Source organism: Arthrobacter livingstonensis (assembly GCF_003219815.1).
Taxonomy (GTDB): Bacteria; Actinomycetota; Actinomycetes; order Actinomycetales; family Micrococcaceae; genus Specibacter; species Specibacter livingstonensis.
This window is the reverse complement of record NZ_QJVD01000014.1, coordinates 1-18,070: the sequence shown is the minus strand read 5'-3', so window position 1 is coordinate 18,070 and position 18,070 is coordinate 1. Positions and strand designations below refer to the sequence as shown.

Below are 18,070 nucleotides of genomic sequence, written 5' to 3'. Positions count from 1 at the left end.
CCATTGGACCTCGGGACTTACCCACTCGGCCGCAGGCGCCGGGAGATTTCCGCCGCGCAGCGCCTGACCTCCGGCAGCCACTGCGTGGCGAGGTCCTCCAAATGCACGGTGCGTTCCGGCGCAATCCCCTCGTTGGCATTCCGTGCGGCGGCCGCCGGCGAAAGGGCCGGCCTGTTGGCTACCGTCAGCGTCACGCTCGCCACGGCGTAGCCGCTGCGGTCCAGCACGGGCACGGCCAGGCTGGAAAACCCGTCCGTCACCTCGTCCTGCTCCCAGGAAAAGCCCCGATCCCGGATCCGCCCCAGCAGCTCGTTCAGCGCCTCCACCGAGTGGACACCGGACTCATAGCGGGTGGGGAACGCCTCCGGCCCCGGGTACAGCGCCGCCAGCTGCACGGCGGACATGGAGGCCAGCATGGCCCGGCCGCTGGCCGTCAGGTGGGCCGGCAGCCGGACGCCGGCGTCGGTGACCAGGCTGCTTTGCCGCTTGGCCTGCTCCTCGATCACGTAGATGACCTCGCGCCCGTGCATAACAGCCAGGTGGGCGGTCCGCCTGGTACGGGCCACCAGCTGGGCCAGCGGAAAGCGGGCAATGCGCTGAAGCGGCGCCTGGCGTGAATAGCCGGTACCCAGTTCATGGGCCGTGACGCCGAGCGCGTACTTGCGCTCCTCGGGCAGGTGCACCACAAACCCGTCATCCACCAGGGCTGCCAGCAGGTGGTAGGTGGTGGAGCGGGGCAGGTCCACGTCCCGGGCAATGGCGGCCGCCCCCACGGGCCCGCCCTGCGAGGCCACATAGCGCAGCACCGAGAGCACATTCTTCGCCGCCGGGACCTGGGCCGGCACATTCGGGGAGTTCATCCTCCCATGGTATCCGCACCGCCGTCTGTGATCACAGACGCATTGCCGCCTCCAGATGGGCACCGGACGCCTTTCAATGGTCAGATGGTGGGAACGCCCCCGGCCCACCGGGCCACCCGCCACTTTGAAGGACCACAGCCGCCATGCCCCCAGTTTCGAGCCCCGAGACCACCTCCCCCGCCGCCGGACTGGGACGCCCCGGTTCCCTGGAGGGCCTGCGCGTCCTGGACCTTTCGCGTGTGCTGGCCGGGCCGTTCTGCGCCATGCTCCTGGCGGACCTGGGCGCCGAGGTCATCAAGGTGGAAAGCCCCGACGGCGACGATTCCCGCCACTTCGGCCCCTGGTACAACGGCGAATCCGCCTACTACCGGCTGTTCAACCGCAGCAAGTACGGCGTCACCATGGACCTCAAGCTCGACGGCGAACGCACCCGCCTGCTGGAGCTGGTTCGCCGCTCCGACGTGGTCATCGAGAACTTCCGCCCCGGGGTCATGGACCGGCTGGGGCTCTCCCCCGAGCTACTCATGAAGGAAAATCCGCGGCTGGTCATCGTCAGCATCTCCGGGTTCGGCCAGGACGGGCCGCTGCAAAATGCCCCGGCGTACGATCTCATCGCCCAGGCCATGAGCGGGCTGATGTCCATCACCGGCTGGCCCGGCGGGCAGCCCACCCGCGTGGGGATCAGCATTGGCGACGTCGTCCCGGGCCTGTATGGCGCCATCGCCGCGCTGGCCGCCATCAACGAACGGCACAACACCGGCCGCGGCCAGCACATCGACGTGGCCATGCTGGACAGCCTGGTCTCGGTGCTGGAGTCCGTGGGCATGCGCGCCCTGCACGGCGAGGAGCCGGTGGCGTGCGGCAACGACCACGCCATGTCCACACCGTTCAGCACCTACCAGACGGGCGACGGCGCCATCGCGATCGCCATTGCCGGTGACCGCCTGTTCCCCCGCCTGACGGTGGCACTGAACCGCTCCGAGTGGCTGGCGGATGAAAGGTTCATGGAGCAGACCCGCCGCAACGAATTCCCGGTGGAATTCCGGGCAGCCCTGGAGGAGGCATTGAGCCCCTTCACCGCGGACGAGGCGATCGAGCTGCTGGCGGCCCACCACGTCCCGGTGTCCAAGGTGTACAGCGTGAACCAGGCACTGAACAGCGAGCACGCCGCGCACCGCGGCGCCGTGGCCACGGAGGCCGACGGCTTCAGGACGCTCGCGTCACCGCTGCGGCTGACCGGTTCAGTGGCTCCCTCCCCAGCGCCAACACTGGGCCAGCACAACGCGCTGATTGAGGAATGGGTGTCCGGACCGGAGCGGACGGGGCACTAAGGACGCCCCGTTAGAATGGGGCAATGCCTGCCCTCGGAATGCCACGCAAAAGAACCGTTATCATCGCAGTTTCGGTCCTCGTGGCACTCTTTTTGGCCTGGCTCCTGACGGCGTACCAGCTGTTCTACAACGTCCATACGACGCCCCCGAAACAAGCTGACGCCGTGGTCATGCTGGGCGGCGCCAGCAAGGAACGGCTGCTGGATGCCATGATGCTGCGGGCCGAGCTCAACGCCCCGTACTTGGTGATCTCGCACACGGAGACCGCGGGCAATGCCTCTGCCGACGACTACTGCAGCACCCACAGCAACCACGCCATTTATCCCGACGTGGTGTGCTTCACCCCCGGCACCATGGACACCCGCGGGGAGGCAACGGAGATTGGCAAGCTGGCCGCGCAATACCAGTGGAAAAACATGGCGGTGGTAACCTCCAAATACCACATCCAGCGGGCCGGCCTCCTGATGCGGCAGTGCGTCAACGCGAACGTCACCATGGTGGCCACCACCCCGGAGTTCACCCCGTGGCAGTGGCTGCGCCGCTTCGTCATTGAGACCGGCGGCCTCCTCGATGTCCACCTCCGTCCGCAGTGTGGGGCACTGACGGCAGGTTAGGATTGTCAAGTTAGTCCTCGGACTACGTGGACTAACGAAGGGAAATTTATGTCCAGCGCCGTCTCGCGCAGAAAGTCCAAGGACCAAACAGGTACGTCCAATGGCCTGGCCGCAGCCGGCCGGCACATGACGCAACCATTGCGGTCGACTGTTTCGGCGAGCCGTGACTCCGCCTTTGTCCCCGGCGTGGACCTCGTCGAAGAGTGGATGACCGAGTCCCAAACCGACCCGAACGTGCCACTCGAAATTGACTCGGTGGCCTCAGAAACGACGCTGCAGTCAAACGAAACTCCGTTTGCCGACGAAGACGCCATTGCCAAAAAAATGCGGTCGATCGATGAGCGTCAACGTCACCATCGGAGGAAAAAGCGCGTCGCACTTGTACTAGTGGTGGCCGTGATCGCGGCTATTCCCGCATTAGTGATTGCTTTGCTGTTCGTCGTTTGACGTAGACTTAGAAGAGGTCTGCCCATCAAAGTGAGGAATTGTCCGTGCCCAGTATTATGCCCATTTTCGGTACCCGTCCCGAGGCCATCAAGATGGCCCCAATAGTTTCTGCACTTCAGGCTGACGACCGGTTTGAGTGCATTGTCACAGTTACGGGGCAACACCGCGAAATGCTGGACCAGGTTAATGAACTGTTCGGAATCACGCCCGAACACGATCTGGACATCCTGCAGCCGGGCCAGTCCCTTTCGGACATCCTCACTCGCACCATCAACGGGCTCGACAAACTATTCACCGTTTCCAAGCCGGACGCCGTGGTAGTTCAAGGAGATACCACTACTTCAACGGCGGGCGCCATTGCCGCCTTCTACCACGGTATCCCCGTGATCCACGCCGAGGCGGGTCTCCGGAGCCACAACCTCTACTCTCCGTTCCCCGAAGAGGCGAACCGTAAAATTACCTCCCAGATTGCCAGTCTTCACCTCGCGCCGACGAGCACGAGTAAGGCCAACCTGATTGCTGAAGGCGTCAAGGAAGCAGACATTGTCGTCACGGGCAACACGGTCATTGATGCGCTCCTGACCACCGTAAATAAGAAGATCCCCTTTACGGATCCAATCCTGGAGGAACTTGCTTCCAGTGGCAAGAAGATCCTGCTCGTTACGACTCACCGCCGTGAAAACCAGGGCGATGCAATGCGCGGAGTTGGTAGGGCATTGGCCCGCATTGCGACGGAAGAACCGGATCTTGTCATCGTTTTGCCGGCACACAAAAACCCGCTAGTCCGGGAAGCCGTCTTGCCAGCAATCGAGAGACTTTCAAACGTGATTGTCACAGAACCGTTGGCCTACGGCGAATTCACGCGTATGCTTTCTCTGGCTCGTGTTGTCCTGACGGATTCCGGCGGAGTTCAGGAAGAAGCACCGAGCCTGGGCAAGCCTGTTTTGGTCATGCGCGAAAACACCGAACGCCCCGAAGCAGTAGTGGCCGGCACGGTGAAACTTATCGGCACTAACGAAGAGCGAATCGTCGAAGAAACTGTTCGATTGCTTCGCGACTCCGAATACTTCGACTCAATGGCCAACGCGGTGAACCCCTACGGCGATGGCCAGGCAGCCGAACGAACAGTTGCTGCGGCTGCGCAATTGCTTGATGTAGGCAAGAGAATCTCCGAGTTCACCTCATAAACCAACCGGTTCGGGAAATCTTGCACCATTCGGTTGACTTTTGGACGAATGTGGCCCGCACAGTTTCCACATAGGAAGTAGGAGAAGTTCACTTTGGCGCGCGTATTCATCTATGGAAGTTGTGTTTCGCGAGATACTCTTGAGTTCTCAAACGACCACGAAATCCTAGCTTATGTCGCCAGACAGTCTCTAATAAGCTCAGCGAGCCCAGGCACGGTACTCATGAACGGGGCCAAACTTGGCTCAGGATTTCAGAATAGGTCCCTGGAAGGCGACCTAAACTCGACGCTCTTTCCTACCATCGCCAAACTAGCGCCTCGAACTGACCTTTTCATAATGGATCTAACCGACGAACGACTCGGGGCATTTGCACTCCCCGACGGAACGTACATAACGCATAGCGTCGAACTCCAGAAAAGCGGCAGGCTTAGTCTGCTTCCGAAAATCCCAACCCGCCTCAATGTAGGCGGCGACCGCCACTTCGCCCTCTGGACACGAGCCGCAATTGCGCTGAAGTCCGTTCTTTTGACCCAAGGCCTCTTTGAGACAACCCTTGTTTTACGAATGCCTTGGGCGACTCACACCTTTGACGGTGAAGTCGTTGAACCCTTCCGGCACATACCTACGTCCGAAATGAATCAAATGTTTAAGCGCTACTTTGCAAAACTGGAACATCTCGGATTTTACGTCGTATCTCCGCCGCCGTCCCTAGCTCTTTCAGACGCCAACCACAAATGGGGGCCGGCGCCGTTTCACTACATCGACGCAGCCTATACATCCCTTCTTGGCGCAATCGATGGTCAGCTCAATTCGAAATCGACCCAAGCCTGACATTCGCTATTGAGACGGGAGACTCGCTGGACTCAAACCGGACACTGTTAAATCGGGGGAAAAGGAAATGCAGCGCCAACTAAATCGGGGGAAAAGGAAATGCAGCGCCAACAAAATTCAATATTCCGATTCAGAAACATCATAGGGACGATCGCTGTTGTCGCAATTTTGATAATTCTTGCCCTAACCATCAAAATCAATCCTCCACAAACGAACCGAGCGCCGACCGCCACTTCCACGATGGCCCCAAATTCGGACACAATGAAACTTCTGGATAGCATCGAGCAGATCTTTGTGTCTCCCGCATTCTATCCAGGAGGAAGCCAAGGCCTTAGAGAAGGGCTGGCGTCCCTATGTCAGGCAACGATAAAGAATACCGGATCAGGTAAAATGCCTGGCTTGATACTCCAATCAATTACCCAATCTATCCCGGACCTAAAAAAAGCCCAGGAACTTGCCGCATCACCGCAAGCACTTAATAATGTCATGCTTTTCGACTCACTTTCAACGCTTGAACCGTATTTCCCAAACACAAAGTCCAAGTGCCACTTTTCGACGATTTCAGTTGGCACAGTACTGCCATATCGCGATGCCGGACGAGACCTGAATGAAGCAGCCAGTCTGCTCAATAGGATAAGCAAGTCCGCAGCCGTATCATTTAAACAGTGGCTTACAAAGTCCGGCAATTCAGATTTGGAATTTAATTGGTATGGTTCTTACGAGATGAATCTTGCCACCCTCAACGTCGAGGACAACCTTAATTATTGGAATGCTTATTATGTCCAACAAATCGAAACGCTCCAAAACATATCTCGCGGAAAGAAATTTCTCATTGCACCCTTCACAACCAAGAAGGTCCGTGATCTTGATCATATCGAAAAAGCCCTCTTGACGGCAAACAGCGGCAAACTCTTCGCCAACCTACTTGCGACAATTACTAGCCAAGGTGGGCAGTCGATTCAAATAATGGTCAGTGACAGAGTCGGCGCGTCCACTTGCAATGCCAACCCGCACACCCCGGCGGATGCCGTCGACTGGGTCAAGCAGATAGGTTTTAATTCCAAGAAAATTTTTATTGGCGTTAATATGGAATTATTCAAAAGGGATACCGCTAGCAAAGATTGTAAAACGTCAATAGCTGCTTCACGTGATTCAATCCTTAGTTCAATGAAGTACTATGCAGATCATCGCGTTGGAGTTGGTTCAGCATATGATCTTCGCTATCTTGTACAACAACTTGGAGCTTCAGCGTGATTAATTTTGGCTCTCCTGACGTATGTGTGGGTCAGGATTTGTGTGTTATGGGGCATGGGTAACCCGGTAGATTTGGTAGTTCTCACACAGCCAAATTCTGGAGTTACCCATTCTGGAGTTAGCATGCGTGCTACTACTCTACTAAACCGCGTCCTGAACCTGACAGGGGTCCGCTTCATCGATGTTGAGCCGGGCACCGTTGGAGCCGCCGATCCGTTGGTGTTGCGGGTGGCGTCGAATGCCCGTAAGCGCTTGGAATGCCCTCACTGCGACTTCTCGACCATGGCCGGCTACGACACCCGTTGGACGGAATCTTCCTGGCGGCACCTGAACGTCGCAGGCAAGGTGACCGTGCTGACGATGCTGCGCCGCCGGCTGCGCTGTCTGACACACGGTGTCGTGGTCCAGCGCGTGCCGTTCGTCCGGCCCGACGCCAGGTTCACCATGGACTTTGAGGCCATGATCACCTGGCTGGTCACCCGGGCGGACAAGGGGTGCTGGGCATGTCGTGGAATGCTTTCTCATGTTCCCTACAAGAGCAGCAGATCAGGCTCACATCGCCTCCATGCCGGACACTGCCTGGCCAATCAGCGGGCACCCGCCAGACGAACGAGGTCGTGGCTTTTAAGAAGTGGAAACTCCTGTTAATCCAGGTGGTGTCTAATCGTCTGTATTGTCAGGAGTTCTCGCATGCCATCATCCCATTTTGCAGTGTTCGTTGACGAATTCGCCTCGGCTGGGCAGATGGAGATTGATCCGGGCAAGGTCCTGGCAGCGTTGTGCGGGCTGCCAGATCCAAGGAAACGGCGCGGGGTGCGGCACCGCTTCGCACACTTACTGGTGATCATGGTGTGCTCGGTATTGTCTGGGGCGACATCGTTGGTCGAGATGGCTGAATGAGCGGCCGACACGGCCCGTGACCAGCTCGCCACCCCCGGCATTGGCGCTCCGCACGCCACAACTTTGGCCAAGGTTCTTCATCTTTTGGACGCTGATGCCCTAGGTGGCTGGTGTTTTTCATTTGGTGGCGTGGCGGTCACCGGACACGGTTGAAGTCTTGGGAAAATTGGTTAGGTGGTTCCCGGGATTCAGGAGTAGTTGATGACGTTAGGTCTGGCCCCGACGCAGGGTGACTTGCTGCGCAGCACGGTCAACTATTGCCATGGCCGCGTACCGGAAGACTTTATCTATGCGGTGCTGCATCGGGAGTGCTTCAATCTTTTCCCGGATGCGATGTTTGCTGATTTGTTTACTGATGTGGGCCGGCGGTCGGTGCCGCCGATGATCGTGGCGGTCGTGATGGTGCTCCAGCGCATCGAGGGCTGCTCGGACCGTGAAGCGGTGGACCGGTTCGCTTTCGACGCACGCTGGAAGTACGCGGCCGGTGGCCTGGATTTTGATTACCCGGGGTTCGTGCACACGGTGTTGGTGGATATGCGGGCCCGGTTGGCGTCCTCGGAGGCTCCCGACCGGATTTTTCAGGTGACGTTGGAGGCGGCGAGGGCTGCCGGGTTGGTGGGGCGCAAGCGGGTGTTGGATTCAACGCCGTTGTATGACGCGGTGGCGACGATGGATACGGTGACGCTGCTGCGTTCCGGTATCCGGGGCCTGCTGAAGGTCGCTGACGCCGACCTGGAATCCTTGTTGCGTGCGGTTCTTGACCGTGATGATGACTATGCCACGGCCGGGAAACCGGTGTGTGCCTGGGATGATGCTGCCGCCCGGAAACAGGTTGTGGATGCCCTGGCCAAGGATGGGCACGCGGCCTTGGCCGTGCTGGAAGGCATGGAGCTGGGGAAGGCGGTGGCTCAGGCCGGGGAGTTGCTGGCGACCCTGCTCGGGCAGGACTTGGATTGTGTGGACGGGGTGTTCCACATCGCCCGGCGGGTCGCGAAGGATCGTGTGATTTCCACGGTTGATCCCGAGGCACGGCATGGGCATAAAACCTCCGCGCGTGGCTTCGATGGTTACAAGGGCCATGTGGCCATTGACCCGGATTCGGAGATCATCACCGCGACCGCGGCCACGGCCGGGAACACCGGCGATGCCGCACCCGCGGCCGGGCTGCTCGCTAATGAACTGAATACCCCGACGTCCCCGGAGCCGGCGGAGGAATCAACGGGCGAGGTCGTGGAAGCCGGCGGCGCACAGGCCCATGAGTCGTTGGCTGTGTATGGGGATGCCGCGAACGGGGCCGGGGCGTTGTTGGTGGAGTTGGAGGCGGCCGGTGCGACGGTGATGGTGAAGGTTCAGCCACCGGTCGCCCCGGGTGGGCGCTACCCGAAGGACCGCTTCATCATCGATACCAAGGCTGGGACGGTGAGCTGCCCGGCGAAGGTGTCCGTGCCGATCCGCCCGGTCAAGGCCGGCGGTGGCAGGGCCGCTTTCGGTGCTATCTGTGCTGCTTGTCCGCTCGCCAGTCAATGCACGACTTCGAAGGCCGGACGCACGATCAGCATCAGCGCGTATGAGGACGAACTCGTGCGGGCCCGGCAAACACAACAGGACCCGGCGTGGCGGGAGGAGTACCGGGCCACGCGCCCGAAGGTCGAACGCAAGCTCGGGCACATGATGCGGCGCAAACACGGTGGTCGTCGGGCAAGGGTGAGGGGCCTGGCCAAGGTAAAAGCCGATTTCTCCCTCCTGGCCGCCGCGGTGAACATCGCCCGGCTTGGCGTGCTCAAAATCAGCCAGATAGTCCCCTCCGCGCCGGCAGCGGTCCCGGCATGAGGGGCGGGAAGAGGGCGCCCGGCCCCAGACCGGGCCGGATGCCGCCCTGCCGGCCCTCACGAGTCACCTGCCGGCCAGGAAACGGGCGCCGACCGCAAAATCCGGCCGAAGTGATGCGCTGCAAACCGACCCCATGCCGCCGAAAAATCGGCCCCAACCGGCAACGGCACCGCTCAAACGGCCGTTCGAAACCAACGACCTAGACCAGCTGGACGGAGCATGGTCGCAGTCCTTGGCACAGGTGTCGGCCATCGCCATTGACGGCAAGAAAGTCCGTGGCGCCAAGAACGGCGGCGGCCCCAGGATCCACCTGCTCGCCGGCATCGACTACACCCCGGGGCCGTCCTCGTGCAGCAAAACGTGTCCGAAAAGCATAACGAGATCACGTACTTCAAGCCGCTGCTGGAGGGAATCAAGGACCTTGAGGGCGTGGTCGTCTCTGTGGATGCGTTGCATCCCCAGCGGGAGCATACCGAATACCTGCACTCCCGGGAAGCCCACTAGGTACTCACCGTTATGCCGAATTCGGCATAACGATGAAGACACCAGCCAGGTCCGGCGGGGCAGCGCGCCGCATGTCATGGCGTCCTTACGGTTACATCTCCATCACGATCCTGCGGCTTGAAGGTAAAACAAACCTTGCCAAAGCTACCCGTGGCACACGCAACTACCTGCACCGCGCCCTCAAACTCGCCGGCCTAACTACCAGCTAAGCGACTTTGCAGAAGCCCTGCTCTATTGACCCTGGTATTCGTCCCCGCCCCTAATTGAAGTAATACGAATCGTGTCCTGGATCATCCCCAAGATGAGGTGCTAACTTCGCCACAAGGAAGATTCAACCACACTCACCAGTCGTCAACCGACCGGCCAAAATTGGACGGCCAGTTGACCCGAAGTAGGCGAAAGTGCAGCGGATCGGACAAGTAAGTCACGGTCGAATAGCTAAAATTGGAAACGGCTGGCGCATCTGTTAGTCTGACCGGGGCCATTTGCGCATTTTAGATGAACAGCTCCAAGAAACCTCATGAGTATTTTAGACAGCTTGAAAGGTCATAATTGGCACGCTATCTTGACGTTTGCCTCAACCGTATTGACTTTGCCGATCCCAGCAATTTCGACCAGTTGGACGCACTTTTTCCTGCCATGCAGAGTAGTCCTCGATATCAGGCTGCCTCACTCGAAGAAGATCGGGGCTCCTTGGCATGGGGTGCGGCCATTGCTGCTCGCGCCTACCTCCAGATGTACAGGCACTCAGGCAACGAAAGGTATCTGCGGCGGTTTATTGGTAATGCAGAACAGTTCCTCCTAGGCCGCGATACTGAAGTCGATTCCACTGACTACCGGGGTATCACCGCACCCGCATGGCGATCCGGGCAGCCGTATACTACCAATATATGCGCAATAGAAATAGACGACTGTCCTGCCCGACTGGAAATCCGTTCTAAAAATGCAGTTTCAGTCGAGATACGCCAACACGACGACAGCTTTGATCTCATTTTCCTAGACCAAAGCAAATCAATCATGGCAGAATTCTCTGATCTCGTACTTGAGGAGAATGCTGAACGGTTCGTAGGCAGAGTTTTGGCCGAACGAGGGTGGCGACAGCCTCTGCCTGCTGCACGCATGACTGGAATGGTTCATAACGGTGCGCTCCCGCCAGAGGGTACATTCATCCTTCAAGAGCAATTCTATGTATCAGCAGTAGAAACGGGACAGATCTGTACCGCTCTTCTTGAGTTCTGCGTGCTGGTTCATGACCAGGTCGAACTCTTCAAGTTCCAAAAATACGCGACTCGCTTCCAAGCCGCAGCAGCGGACGCCTTGAGGTTTCATGAACCAGACATTCGGCCGAGCCGTAATGGTGCCTGCTTTATCATTGCTGCAAACGCGCCCTACGACTTTGAATCAACAGATGCCCCATTGAACCATGGCCTGTCGATTGCTCGTTGTTATATCCAACTTGCCAAGTTGACAAACAACACCATATACAGAAATATCGCCGAATCCCTTTTGCGACATTTTTATGCTGATTTAGAAATTGTTACCACCGACGGAGGAGAGGCTTATGTCTGGCCCTATTTTACAAGGGCAGGCATAAACTATGCGGGATACGGCGTCGACGACCATGTTTCCGAATGGCGCAAATTTAGAAAGTCCAACAAACGTTGTGAAGACGCCTCGCATGCAGTTGTTGCTATCGAAGCAGCCGTGGAAGGATTCAAAGCCGGTCTTGTGTTTGACGACATAGATATGAAACGATTTAGTGAAACATTTAATTCACTAATGTGCACCTCAGATGAGGTTGGAGCTACCCTGACCAATTTCATCGATGGTAGTGCAGGCACAGGAAAATATGCTTCGGTAGCAGGCCGGTGGGCCGTACTGGCTCCCTGGTCGCATGAACTATTGGAGCGAGCCAGTGATATTATGAATGCAAACCAACCAGCACCCGAGCATGCCACGGTTCTCCTATCAATGGCGACTCTCGCCACCGCACGCTCATTGTGAGTTGTTGGAACCGCTACTGAGATGTTTTGGAATTACAATATTGACCAAGAGTACCGGTTATAGAAAGGGCACTGATGACTGATCTAGTAGTAATAGGCCAAGGATATGTGGGACTACCGCTTTCTCGCGCTGCCACACGGGCAGGGCTAAGCGTTGTAGGTCTTGAAAGAAACAGTGAGACGGTCCGCAATTTGAACGCCGGACTTTCTCACGTTGGTGACGTAAGTCAAGACGATTTGTCTGAAATGCTGACGGCCGGCTATTCGGCGAGCAACGATCCAGGAGTGTTGGCCGACAGCCGATACATAGTCATTTGCGTGCCTACGCCGCTTGCAGACGGAGGGCGCCCTGACTTGTCCGCCGTCGAGGGAGCCGTTAGAGATGTAGCAAAGAACATGACTCATGGATCGACCGTAATCCTAGAGTCAACGACTTACCCAGGCACGACCGAGGAACTTGTCCTTCCTATTCTGGAAACGTCCAATCTTGTGTTGGATAAAAATTTCTGGCTCGCATTTTCGCCGGAACGAATTGATCCAGGCAACCCAACCTACGGTCTTGAGAATACGCCCAAAGTTGTTGGCGGAGTTACATTTGATTCAACGACGAAAGCTTCAGAGCTTTATGTGTCCTTCGTCGATACCGTTGTTCAGGTAAAGAGTAGCCGTGAAGCAGAGACTGCAAAGCTCTTGGAGAATACCTACCGGCACATCAACATCGCTCTGGTAAATGAAATGGCTCGTTTTTGCCACGAATTGGAAATTGATCTTTGGGAAGTCATTAACGCGGCGAAAACTAAACCTTTCGGGTTCCAAGCATTCTATCCCGGGCCAGGTGTAGGCGGTCACTGCATCCCCATTGACCCCAGCTATCTGAGCTATCAGGTCGAGAAAACCCTTGGGTATCCCTTCCGATTCGTCGAATTGGCGGAAGAAATAAACAATTCCATGCCACGTTACATTGTCGAGAGGATCCAGGACCTTCTCAACGAAGAAGGCAAGGCCCTAAAGGGCTCCAGGGTGTTGTTGTTGGGTGTAACATACAAGGCTGACATCGCGGATCAGCGAGAATCGCCCGCATTGCCAATTGCAGCCATTCTTCGAGAAAAGGGATCTAATCTGGAATTCCACGATCCTCGAGTCGAAGTTTGGGCCAATGGGGACGAAAAAACCCTGCGTGTTCTCGATCTCGAGACTGCGTTAAGTAACGCTGACATTGTAGTTCTTCTACAGCAACATCGTGACTACGACTTCGACGCCATGGCTGAAACTTCCAAAATTTTCTTTGACACGCGAGGCGTAACCTCAACTTCTTCATCGGCAAGAAGGCTCTAGTCAAACTCTCATGACAATCCACAGAAAACGACTTTGTGCCCTCGCCGCAATCGCAGTCATAGGTGTAGCGATTTTGGCTTTTTCTCCCTCCTGGCTTCATATAATGGAACTTTTGCTCATTCTTTGCGCGCTGTCGCTTGTCTTAATCGTTTCTATCGAAGCAAACGCTCGACTACAACGCCGGTCGATCAAAGGCCATCGGGCCATTGAAGGCCAATTGGCACAACTTCTGCAGGTTGTCAACGGGTTGCAAGCCTCCGGGACGGCAAACGAACTGAGACTTCGTCAGATCGGGCAAATATCAATGCGTGTTCAGGTCGGACTTGATCAGGTAAAGGCCGACCAACACAAAAATGAACTGAGACTTCGCCAAATCGGACAAATTTCAGTAAGTATCAACGAATCGATTGACGACCTCCACTTGGAACCTACTTCCCTAGCAGTCGATGAAGTGGCAGCACTGAGTGCAGCGGTCTTGAAAGATATGGTTTTGGCTGATCTTTCAGCAATTAAGGTGGCACTTCGCTGTGTCTCTGACGAGGTTTTGCTGCCATCACGTTCAAGTGGGGCCGATGCGTCCACCGGAAGGAATCACAAAGATGACTGATCTTATCGGTCGCAATAATCTCAGGGAGGTTGACGTTCTCCTTGTTACCGCCTTGGATACGCCCGAGAGTATTGGCATTGACATTGTATCCGATATGAAGAATTTCCTGTCTCAGGAACTCTCCGTTGGAATTATGTCACTTATGCAAAGCGGCGACCCTAAAAGATATCGAAATAGTCGACTGATTGAATCGGCGTTTAACAATTGTGTCCAAATATTAGGCGTCAGGGATTCGTGTAAAGCGCAGACAACAATCGTCTACCATTCTGAAGTCTTCAGCCAGCGTTCTTTGCGCGGAATCATTGCGACAGAAAATTTGGCTTTTGTCGTGGATGAACCAGAAAAATTCCTAACTGACGGATTGCTTGAACTTGTCAATGAGCAATCTGACAAATATTCCGATTCCTTACCTATTCTCCTCGGCTGCACCCGAGCTGACGTTGAATACTTACAAGATGCCAGAGTCAAGAATTCCGTATTGGAATGGCAGTACCACAACGAATCAAGTACCCTCACTGAGAGCCCCTTGAAGCCCAATCGCAATGAGCTGTGGATTGGTGCTGCCTACGCTCAGGGAAACAAAAAGTTGAATGGGGAATTGAAACGAATTTCTGAGGGCTTTGCAGAGGAAGGGGGTCTTCGTCTTTGCCTTCGGGACACTGTGCCAGGGGTCCTGCAGACAGGGCGTGATGATCCTGACATAGTTCTTGGATTTCCGTTTGTGCCAGACACAAGAGTGCCATTTATCGCTGCGCTAGACGCTTTCATCGTCCCCGAGAATGCTTTCCAAGGCAACGAGTGGCGCAAAGATATATATTCGTGTTTGGAACAGTCGATACCAGTCCTCCTTCCGAAACGGCTGAAACGATATTTTGAAGACGCAGCAATGTACTACGAAAAAACTCCAGACGAAGTCTCAATCAACGATTTGGTGAAAAATCGCGGTTTCCTAGATGCTGCTCTATTTGCAGAATCTAGGACTTTCGCTGCTGGCCGAAACAAATGGCCGATGTTGGGAATCCGCAGCAACCTGCCTTTTGGCGACCTTTCAAGTGGTAGGGCGCGCCCTGACTCCTCTGGGCAGGATACGCGGCACAACGCAACCGGTGGGAGAGTGTGCTTTGTGACAAGCAACGGTGCCGGCATGGGCCACCTTACGCGTCTCCTAGCTGTTGCACGTCGCTTGGACCCGGATGTCATCGCAAGTTTCATCTCGCTTTCGCAAGCCTGTGGCGTAGTTGCTGAATACGGTTATGATTTTGAATATATTGCATCCAAGGGTGACCTTGGAGCGAACGGCCCGGAATGGAATAAATTCTTCAACAAGAAATTCATGGAAGCTTTGGACCGAGCAAATCCAGACGTCGTTGTATTTGACGGGACTTGGCCCTATCAGGGAATAACGAATGCGATCAATTCATACGATGCCACCTTCGTTTGGATGCGGCGCGGCATGTGGCGAGAACAAACGCAGACGACATCGCTACTCCGAAATACGAATTTCCACTCAGTGATTGCTCCTGGGGATATAGCCGAAGAATATGATCGTGGTCCAACCCGCCGAGCCCTTGATGGTTTGCCGGTGAATCCCATCGTGGTAATGGACAAGTCAGAGATTCTAGACCGTAAACAAGCTCGCGAGGCTCTTGGAATTGATGAGAAAGCCAACGTCATGCTCATTACGCTTGGGGCCGGCAATATAAATAAGATCGATGGCGATGTTGAAGCAGTTATAGGTGCGGCTAATATGCTCGAGGAAAAATGGGAGATATTTATTACTAATCCTCTTATTGCTGACAATGTTCCTATTGCCGAAAGTGTTCGAACTATATCTGTATATCCGTTGGCAAAATATGCACTTGCATTCGATTTTGTAATTTCTGCAACGGGATACAATTCATACCACGAATGGATTGCATATGGTGTTCCGGCACTTTGGATTGCAAATGGCAATACGATTACAGACGATCAGATAGGACGGGCCATGTATGCTCACGATCACGGACTCGGTTTCGCTTCAGGTCCTGGGGCAAGCATGAGCATCTCTGACGCTATTGGCAGCTTGGCAGATCACGATACCCGAAGGGGTATCCGGAACGCCTTGGCAGCTCGGTCTTTCGAAAACGGTGCATATGCTGCGGCACGTCACCTTTCCGACCTCGCAAAGGAGCCAGTCAATTGATTGCTCATTTGCCTAATGGCCGCGTTGGAACGCGCCACGAATCATCAAGAGGCATTCTTCCTCGCAATTTTGGACTCCCCCGTTTAACAGATGCGAAGAGCCCCGGTGCCATGAATTTCGATGGCGGACTTGGTCTTTCGGTGGGGAGAAGGGGATCTCTTCCTGTCGTACTCTTTCCCGCTTTTCGAGAGTATGGAACGGCACTGCAGCCAGCAGCGGACGCGATTTATCAACTTCAGCAAGCGTCATTAGAATTTAGAGTAGTTGCCGCAACCGATATGGCCGTATTTAAATCGCTGCGTCCATTTGGCTGGGCTATTGCACATATTCGTGAAGAAGACTCGTGGGTCACTCCTCGGCAAAGCTGGACCCAATATGTCCATGCCGAATTGGCGGAGGTCAAAACAGATTTTGGAGTTTCACTCATTGTTGATCTCTCAGAGCAAGGCGTATCTGAGGCTTCTTGGCTAGAACTTGTCTCGGTATCCAGGATCGCAACGTCAATTCCAAACCCCACCTCAATCAGTGGACTCAGTAGTTACCACCATTCTTGGCGCGGTTGGCTGGGATCCATTGCCGATGGAAAGTCTTCACATACGGTGAACACCGCGGCAGGTGAATGGCATTTCGATATTGAGAAGTCACCGAATAGTTCGATGGTGTTCATAGGCTCTTCTACGATTGAGGATCAAGAACTGGCAAAGGCTGCGACGAATCGAGGTTGGAATGTCGCGACGTTCTCCCCACCGAGTGGGACGCTCCAGCCTCGGGGTATCAGACAAGCTGTTACGGCTCTGTTGGACGGTCTCAGCCTCGACGGAGGTGGCATGGTTGTCTCGCGGACATACCCAAAGCCAGAAGCACTTGCTAGTTGTTCCGCCACGGTATTTAGTTGTAGTCCCTCGATTGGTGATCTGGAGACGGCGGAGCGCCGCGCTCTGGCGTTTTGGTCTAGTCGCGGTTCTGGGGACAAGAATTAGTCATTCGGCGATCCACATACAGGCAGGTCATCCACGAATATTCCAGCGTGACCTGTAAAGCGGACTTTGGTAGCTCTTCGTAATTTGGCATTCTTGGCTATAACCACCTACCCGGATGTAACCACTCGCTTCTTTGTTTACACTCGTGCTCACCACATCGTTTACAGTCACGCTCACGACTTCCTTTACACACGATGTCAACACATCGCTGACAGTAAAACTCAGGTCTTCGTTGACACCGTGCGCGCGGAGGTGGAAGTTCCGGTCAACCCACGGAATCGGTCAGGTAATGGTCCTTTTCGTACTCGATCCCCTTCTGCACCCATGCCGGGTTTGGATTACGGATCCTGGCGCCATGGACCTGCCACAACGGCACCAGCCGCTTGCTCGAGGCGACACGCACAGGCAGTGGGAAGTAAAGGCTTTCCTCCCCATCATGGCTGCCGAATAAGGTATATCCAGTGGCCGTGGCCACCAACTGGTAGGTGCCCACCAGATAGGTGGGAACCTTGAAGATCCGGCCGCGGTAATAGATCTGCGGGTTGGTCCGCCGAATCTCCACAACATCCTCGGGCTGGTCCCGCAGCATGACGCTGAGGGCGGGAAGGACGTCCTGGGAAGGCTGCAAGGCCAAGTCTTCACCGCCAGCTGGTCCAGCCGGCGATTCAGCGGCGTTCTGGGCCAGTTTCCGGTCCCCGTAAGCGGTCGCGGCGGCTTGCAACTCGGCGATATCGATCGGGGTTCCGTCCGAGCCGCGGTGTTCCCCGGCCTCCCACGCCTGACCGGGAGTGAGGTAGGTGTTGTCGACTTTCAACGCCTGATGGCGGCGCCGGTAATTGTAGTGCTCCCTGTACTGAACTAAGAGCTTGGAGAGCTGTTCCAGATTCCGCGGGGCATGGGCATCAAGGAACCTGACGAGAGTTTGATGGCTGCGCTCGTTCTTCCCCTGAGTTTGCGGATGCCTCACCCGCCCGGTGATCCCGTGGCATCCCTGCTCCGCCAGGAAGGTGTCGGTCGCGCCAATGACACCGCGACGGGCCTGGTTAAAAGCCACCCCGTTGTCGCTTTTCTGTGCCCGGTCTGATTATGTGGCCCGACCTGCTGGTGAAGCCGTGTTTGCGCTGATTTCTGGGTTTCGGTCGGTGTTCCATGGCACATAACGGTTGTCTGGGGTGATGGTGGTTGCTTCATTTCTTTGATGAGAA

Annotated in this window: 16 protein-coding genes and 1 pseudogene; 15 read left to right on the top strand and 2 right to left on the bottom strand. The window is 55.9% G+C overall.

Annotated features, from left to right (window positions below; all coding sequences use genetic code 11):
* Positions 1–17: 17 nt before the first annotated feature.
* The gene (locus tag CVV68_RS13305; RefSeq protein WP_110501501.1) at positions 18–860 is read right to left on the bottom strand and encodes an IclR family transcriptional regulator; all 843 of its coding nucleotides are present in this window, start codon (positions 858–860) and stop codon (positions 18–20) included.
* Positions 861–1,003: 143 nt separating this feature from the next.
* On the opposite strand from CVV68_RS13305, the gene CVV68_RS13300 reads away from it, so the two are divergent.
* From CVV68_RS13300 to CVV68_RS23170, 15 genes are all read left to right on the top strand, one after another.
* Positions 1,004–2,191 (top strand): CaiB/BaiF CoA transferase family protein, encoded by a 1,188-nt coding sequence (locus CVV68_RS13300; RefSeq protein ID WP_110501500.1) that lies wholly within the window; start codon positions 1,004–1,006, stop codon positions 2,189–2,191.
* 23 nt (positions 2,192–2,214) lie between these two features.
* A complete protein-coding gene (locus CVV68_RS13295; RefSeq protein ID WP_110501499.1) occupies positions 2,215–2,805 on the top strand; it encodes a YdcF family protein in 591 nt (196 codons plus the stop codon).
* Positions 2,806–2,853: 48 nt separating this feature from the next.
* Entirely contained in the window at positions 2,854–3,252 is a 399-nt protein-coding gene (locus tag CVV68_RS13290) for a hypothetical protein (protein WP_110501498.1), read from the top strand.
* A 44-nt stretch (positions 3,253–3,296) separates the two neighbouring features.
* Positions 3,297–4,439 (top strand): non-hydrolyzing UDP-N-acetylglucosamine 2-epimerase, encoded by a 1,143-nt coding sequence (gene wecB / locus CVV68_RS13285; RefSeq protein ID WP_110501497.1) that lies wholly within the window; start codon positions 3,297–3,299, stop codon positions 4,437–4,439.
* A 93-nt stretch (positions 4,440–4,532) separates the two neighbouring features.
* The gene (locus tag CVV68_RS23195) at positions 4,533–5,270 is read left to right on the top strand and encodes a DUF6270 domain-containing protein (protein WP_245933527.1); all 738 of its coding nucleotides are present in this window, start codon (positions 4,533–4,535) and stop codon (positions 5,268–5,270) included.
* 99 nt (positions 5,271–5,369) lie between these two features.
* Positions 5,370–6,524 carry a hypothetical protein gene (locus CVV68_RS23190; RefSeq protein WP_146238894.1) on the top strand — a complete coding sequence of 385 codons (1,155 nt, stop codon included), beginning with the start codon at positions 5,370–5,372 and terminating at the stop codon, positions 6,522–6,524.
* A gap of 123 nt (positions 6,525–6,647) precedes the next feature.
* Entirely contained in the window at positions 6,648–7,172 is a 525-nt protein-coding gene (locus CVV68_RS13275; protein WP_170133168.1) for a transposase family protein, read from the top strand.
* A 42-nt stretch (positions 7,173–7,214) separates the two neighbouring features.
* Positions 7,215–7,424, top strand: a complete 210-nt coding sequence (locus tag CVV68_RS13270) for a transposase family protein (protein ID WP_110501494.1) — start codon at positions 7,215–7,217, stop codon at positions 7,422–7,424.
* Between the two features lie 201 nt (positions 7,425–7,625).
* Entirely contained in the window at positions 7,626–9,254 is a 1,629-nt protein-coding gene (locus tag CVV68_RS13265) for an IS1182 family transposase (protein ID WP_110501493.1), read from the top strand.
* Between the two features lie 360 nt (positions 9,255–9,614).
* Positions 9,615–9,758 carry a hypothetical protein gene (locus tag CVV68_RS23495; RefSeq protein WP_170133167.1) on the top strand — a complete coding sequence of 48 codons (144 nt, stop codon included), beginning with the start codon at positions 9,615–9,617 and terminating at the stop codon, positions 9,756–9,758.
* A 552-nt stretch (positions 9,759–10,310) separates the two neighbouring features.
* Positions 10,311–11,762, top strand: coding sequence for a hypothetical protein (locus CVV68_RS23185; RefSeq protein ID WP_146238892.1), 1,452 nt, complete (start codon positions 10,311–10,313; stop codon positions 11,760–11,762).
* Positions 11,763–11,836: 74 nt separating this feature from the next.
* Positions 11,837–13,096: a nucleotide sugar dehydrogenase gene (locus tag CVV68_RS13260; RefSeq protein ID WP_110501492.1), complete on the top strand. Its 1,260-nt coding sequence runs from the start codon at positions 11,837–11,839 to the stop codon at positions 13,094–13,096.
* A 10-nt stretch (positions 13,097–13,106) separates the two neighbouring features.
* The gene (locus CVV68_RS23180; RefSeq protein ID WP_211320838.1) at positions 13,107–13,703 is read left to right on the top strand and encodes a hypothetical protein; all 597 of its coding nucleotides are present in this window, start codon (positions 13,107–13,109) and stop codon (positions 13,701–13,703) included.
* On the top strand, positions 13,696–15,885 hold the full coding sequence (locus tag CVV68_RS23175; protein WP_146238890.1) for a glycosyltransferase family protein: 2,190 nt from the start codon (positions 13,696–13,698) through the stop codon (positions 15,883–15,885). Before CVV68_RS23180 ends, CVV68_RS23175 begins: the two co-directional genes overlap by 8 nt.
* Positions 15,882–16,865 carry a hypothetical protein gene (locus CVV68_RS23170; protein WP_146238889.1) on the top strand — a complete coding sequence of 328 codons (984 nt, stop codon included), beginning with the start codon at positions 15,882–15,884 and terminating at the stop codon, positions 16,863–16,865. Before CVV68_RS23175 ends, CVV68_RS23170 begins: the two co-directional genes overlap by 4 nt.
* A 265-nt stretch (positions 16,866–17,130) precedes the next feature.
* On the opposite strand, the pseudogene CVV68_RS13255 reads toward CVV68_RS23170, so the two are convergent.
* Positions 17,131–17,931, bottom strand: a pseudogene (locus CVV68_RS13255) (integrase core domain-containing protein); the annotation flags it as partial.
* Between the last annotated feature and the right edge of the window lie 139 nt (positions 17,932–18,070).

Coding starts and splice junctions, on each gene's coding strand:
- CVV68_RS13290 (WP_110501498.1), top strand. CDS start 2,854: ATGTCCAGCGCCGTCTCGCGCAGAAAGTCCAAGGACCAAACAGGTACG.
- CVV68_RS23180 (WP_211320838.1), top strand. CDS start 13,107: ATGACAATCCACAGAAAACGACTTTGTGCCCTCGCCGCAATCGCAGTC.
- CVV68_RS23175 (WP_146238890.1), top strand. CDS start 13,696: ATGACTGATCTTATCGGTCGCAATAATCTCAGGGAGGTTGACGTTCTC.
- CVV68_RS13305 (WP_110501501.1), bottom strand. CDS start 860: ATGAACTCCCCGAATGTGCCGGCCCAGGTCCCGGCGGCGAAGAATGTG.
- CVV68_RS13275 (WP_170133168.1), top strand. CDS start 6,648: ATGCGTGCTACTACTCTACTAAACCGCGTCCTGAACCTGACAGGGGTC.
- CVV68_RS23190 (WP_146238894.1), top strand. CDS start 5,370: ATGCAGCGCCAACAAAATTCAATATTCCGATTCAGAAACATCATAGGG.
- CVV68_RS13270 (WP_110501494.1), top strand. CDS start 7,215: ATGCCATCATCCCATTTTGCAGTGTTCGTTGACGAATTCGCCTCGGCT.
- CVV68_RS13265 (WP_110501493.1), top strand. CDS start 7,626: ATGACGTTAGGTCTGGCCCCGACGCAGGGTGACTTGCTGCGCAGCACG.
- CVV68_RS13295 (WP_110501499.1), top strand. CDS start 2,215: ATGCCTGCCCTCGGAATGCCACGCAAAAGAACCGTTATCATCGCAGTT.
- CVV68_RS13260 (WP_110501492.1), top strand. CDS start 11,837: ATGACTGATCTAGTAGTAATAGGCCAAGGATATGTGGGACTACCGCTT.
- CVV68_RS13300 (WP_110501500.1), top strand. CDS start 1,004: ATGCCCCCAGTTTCGAGCCCCGAGACCACCTCCCCCGCCGCCGGACTG.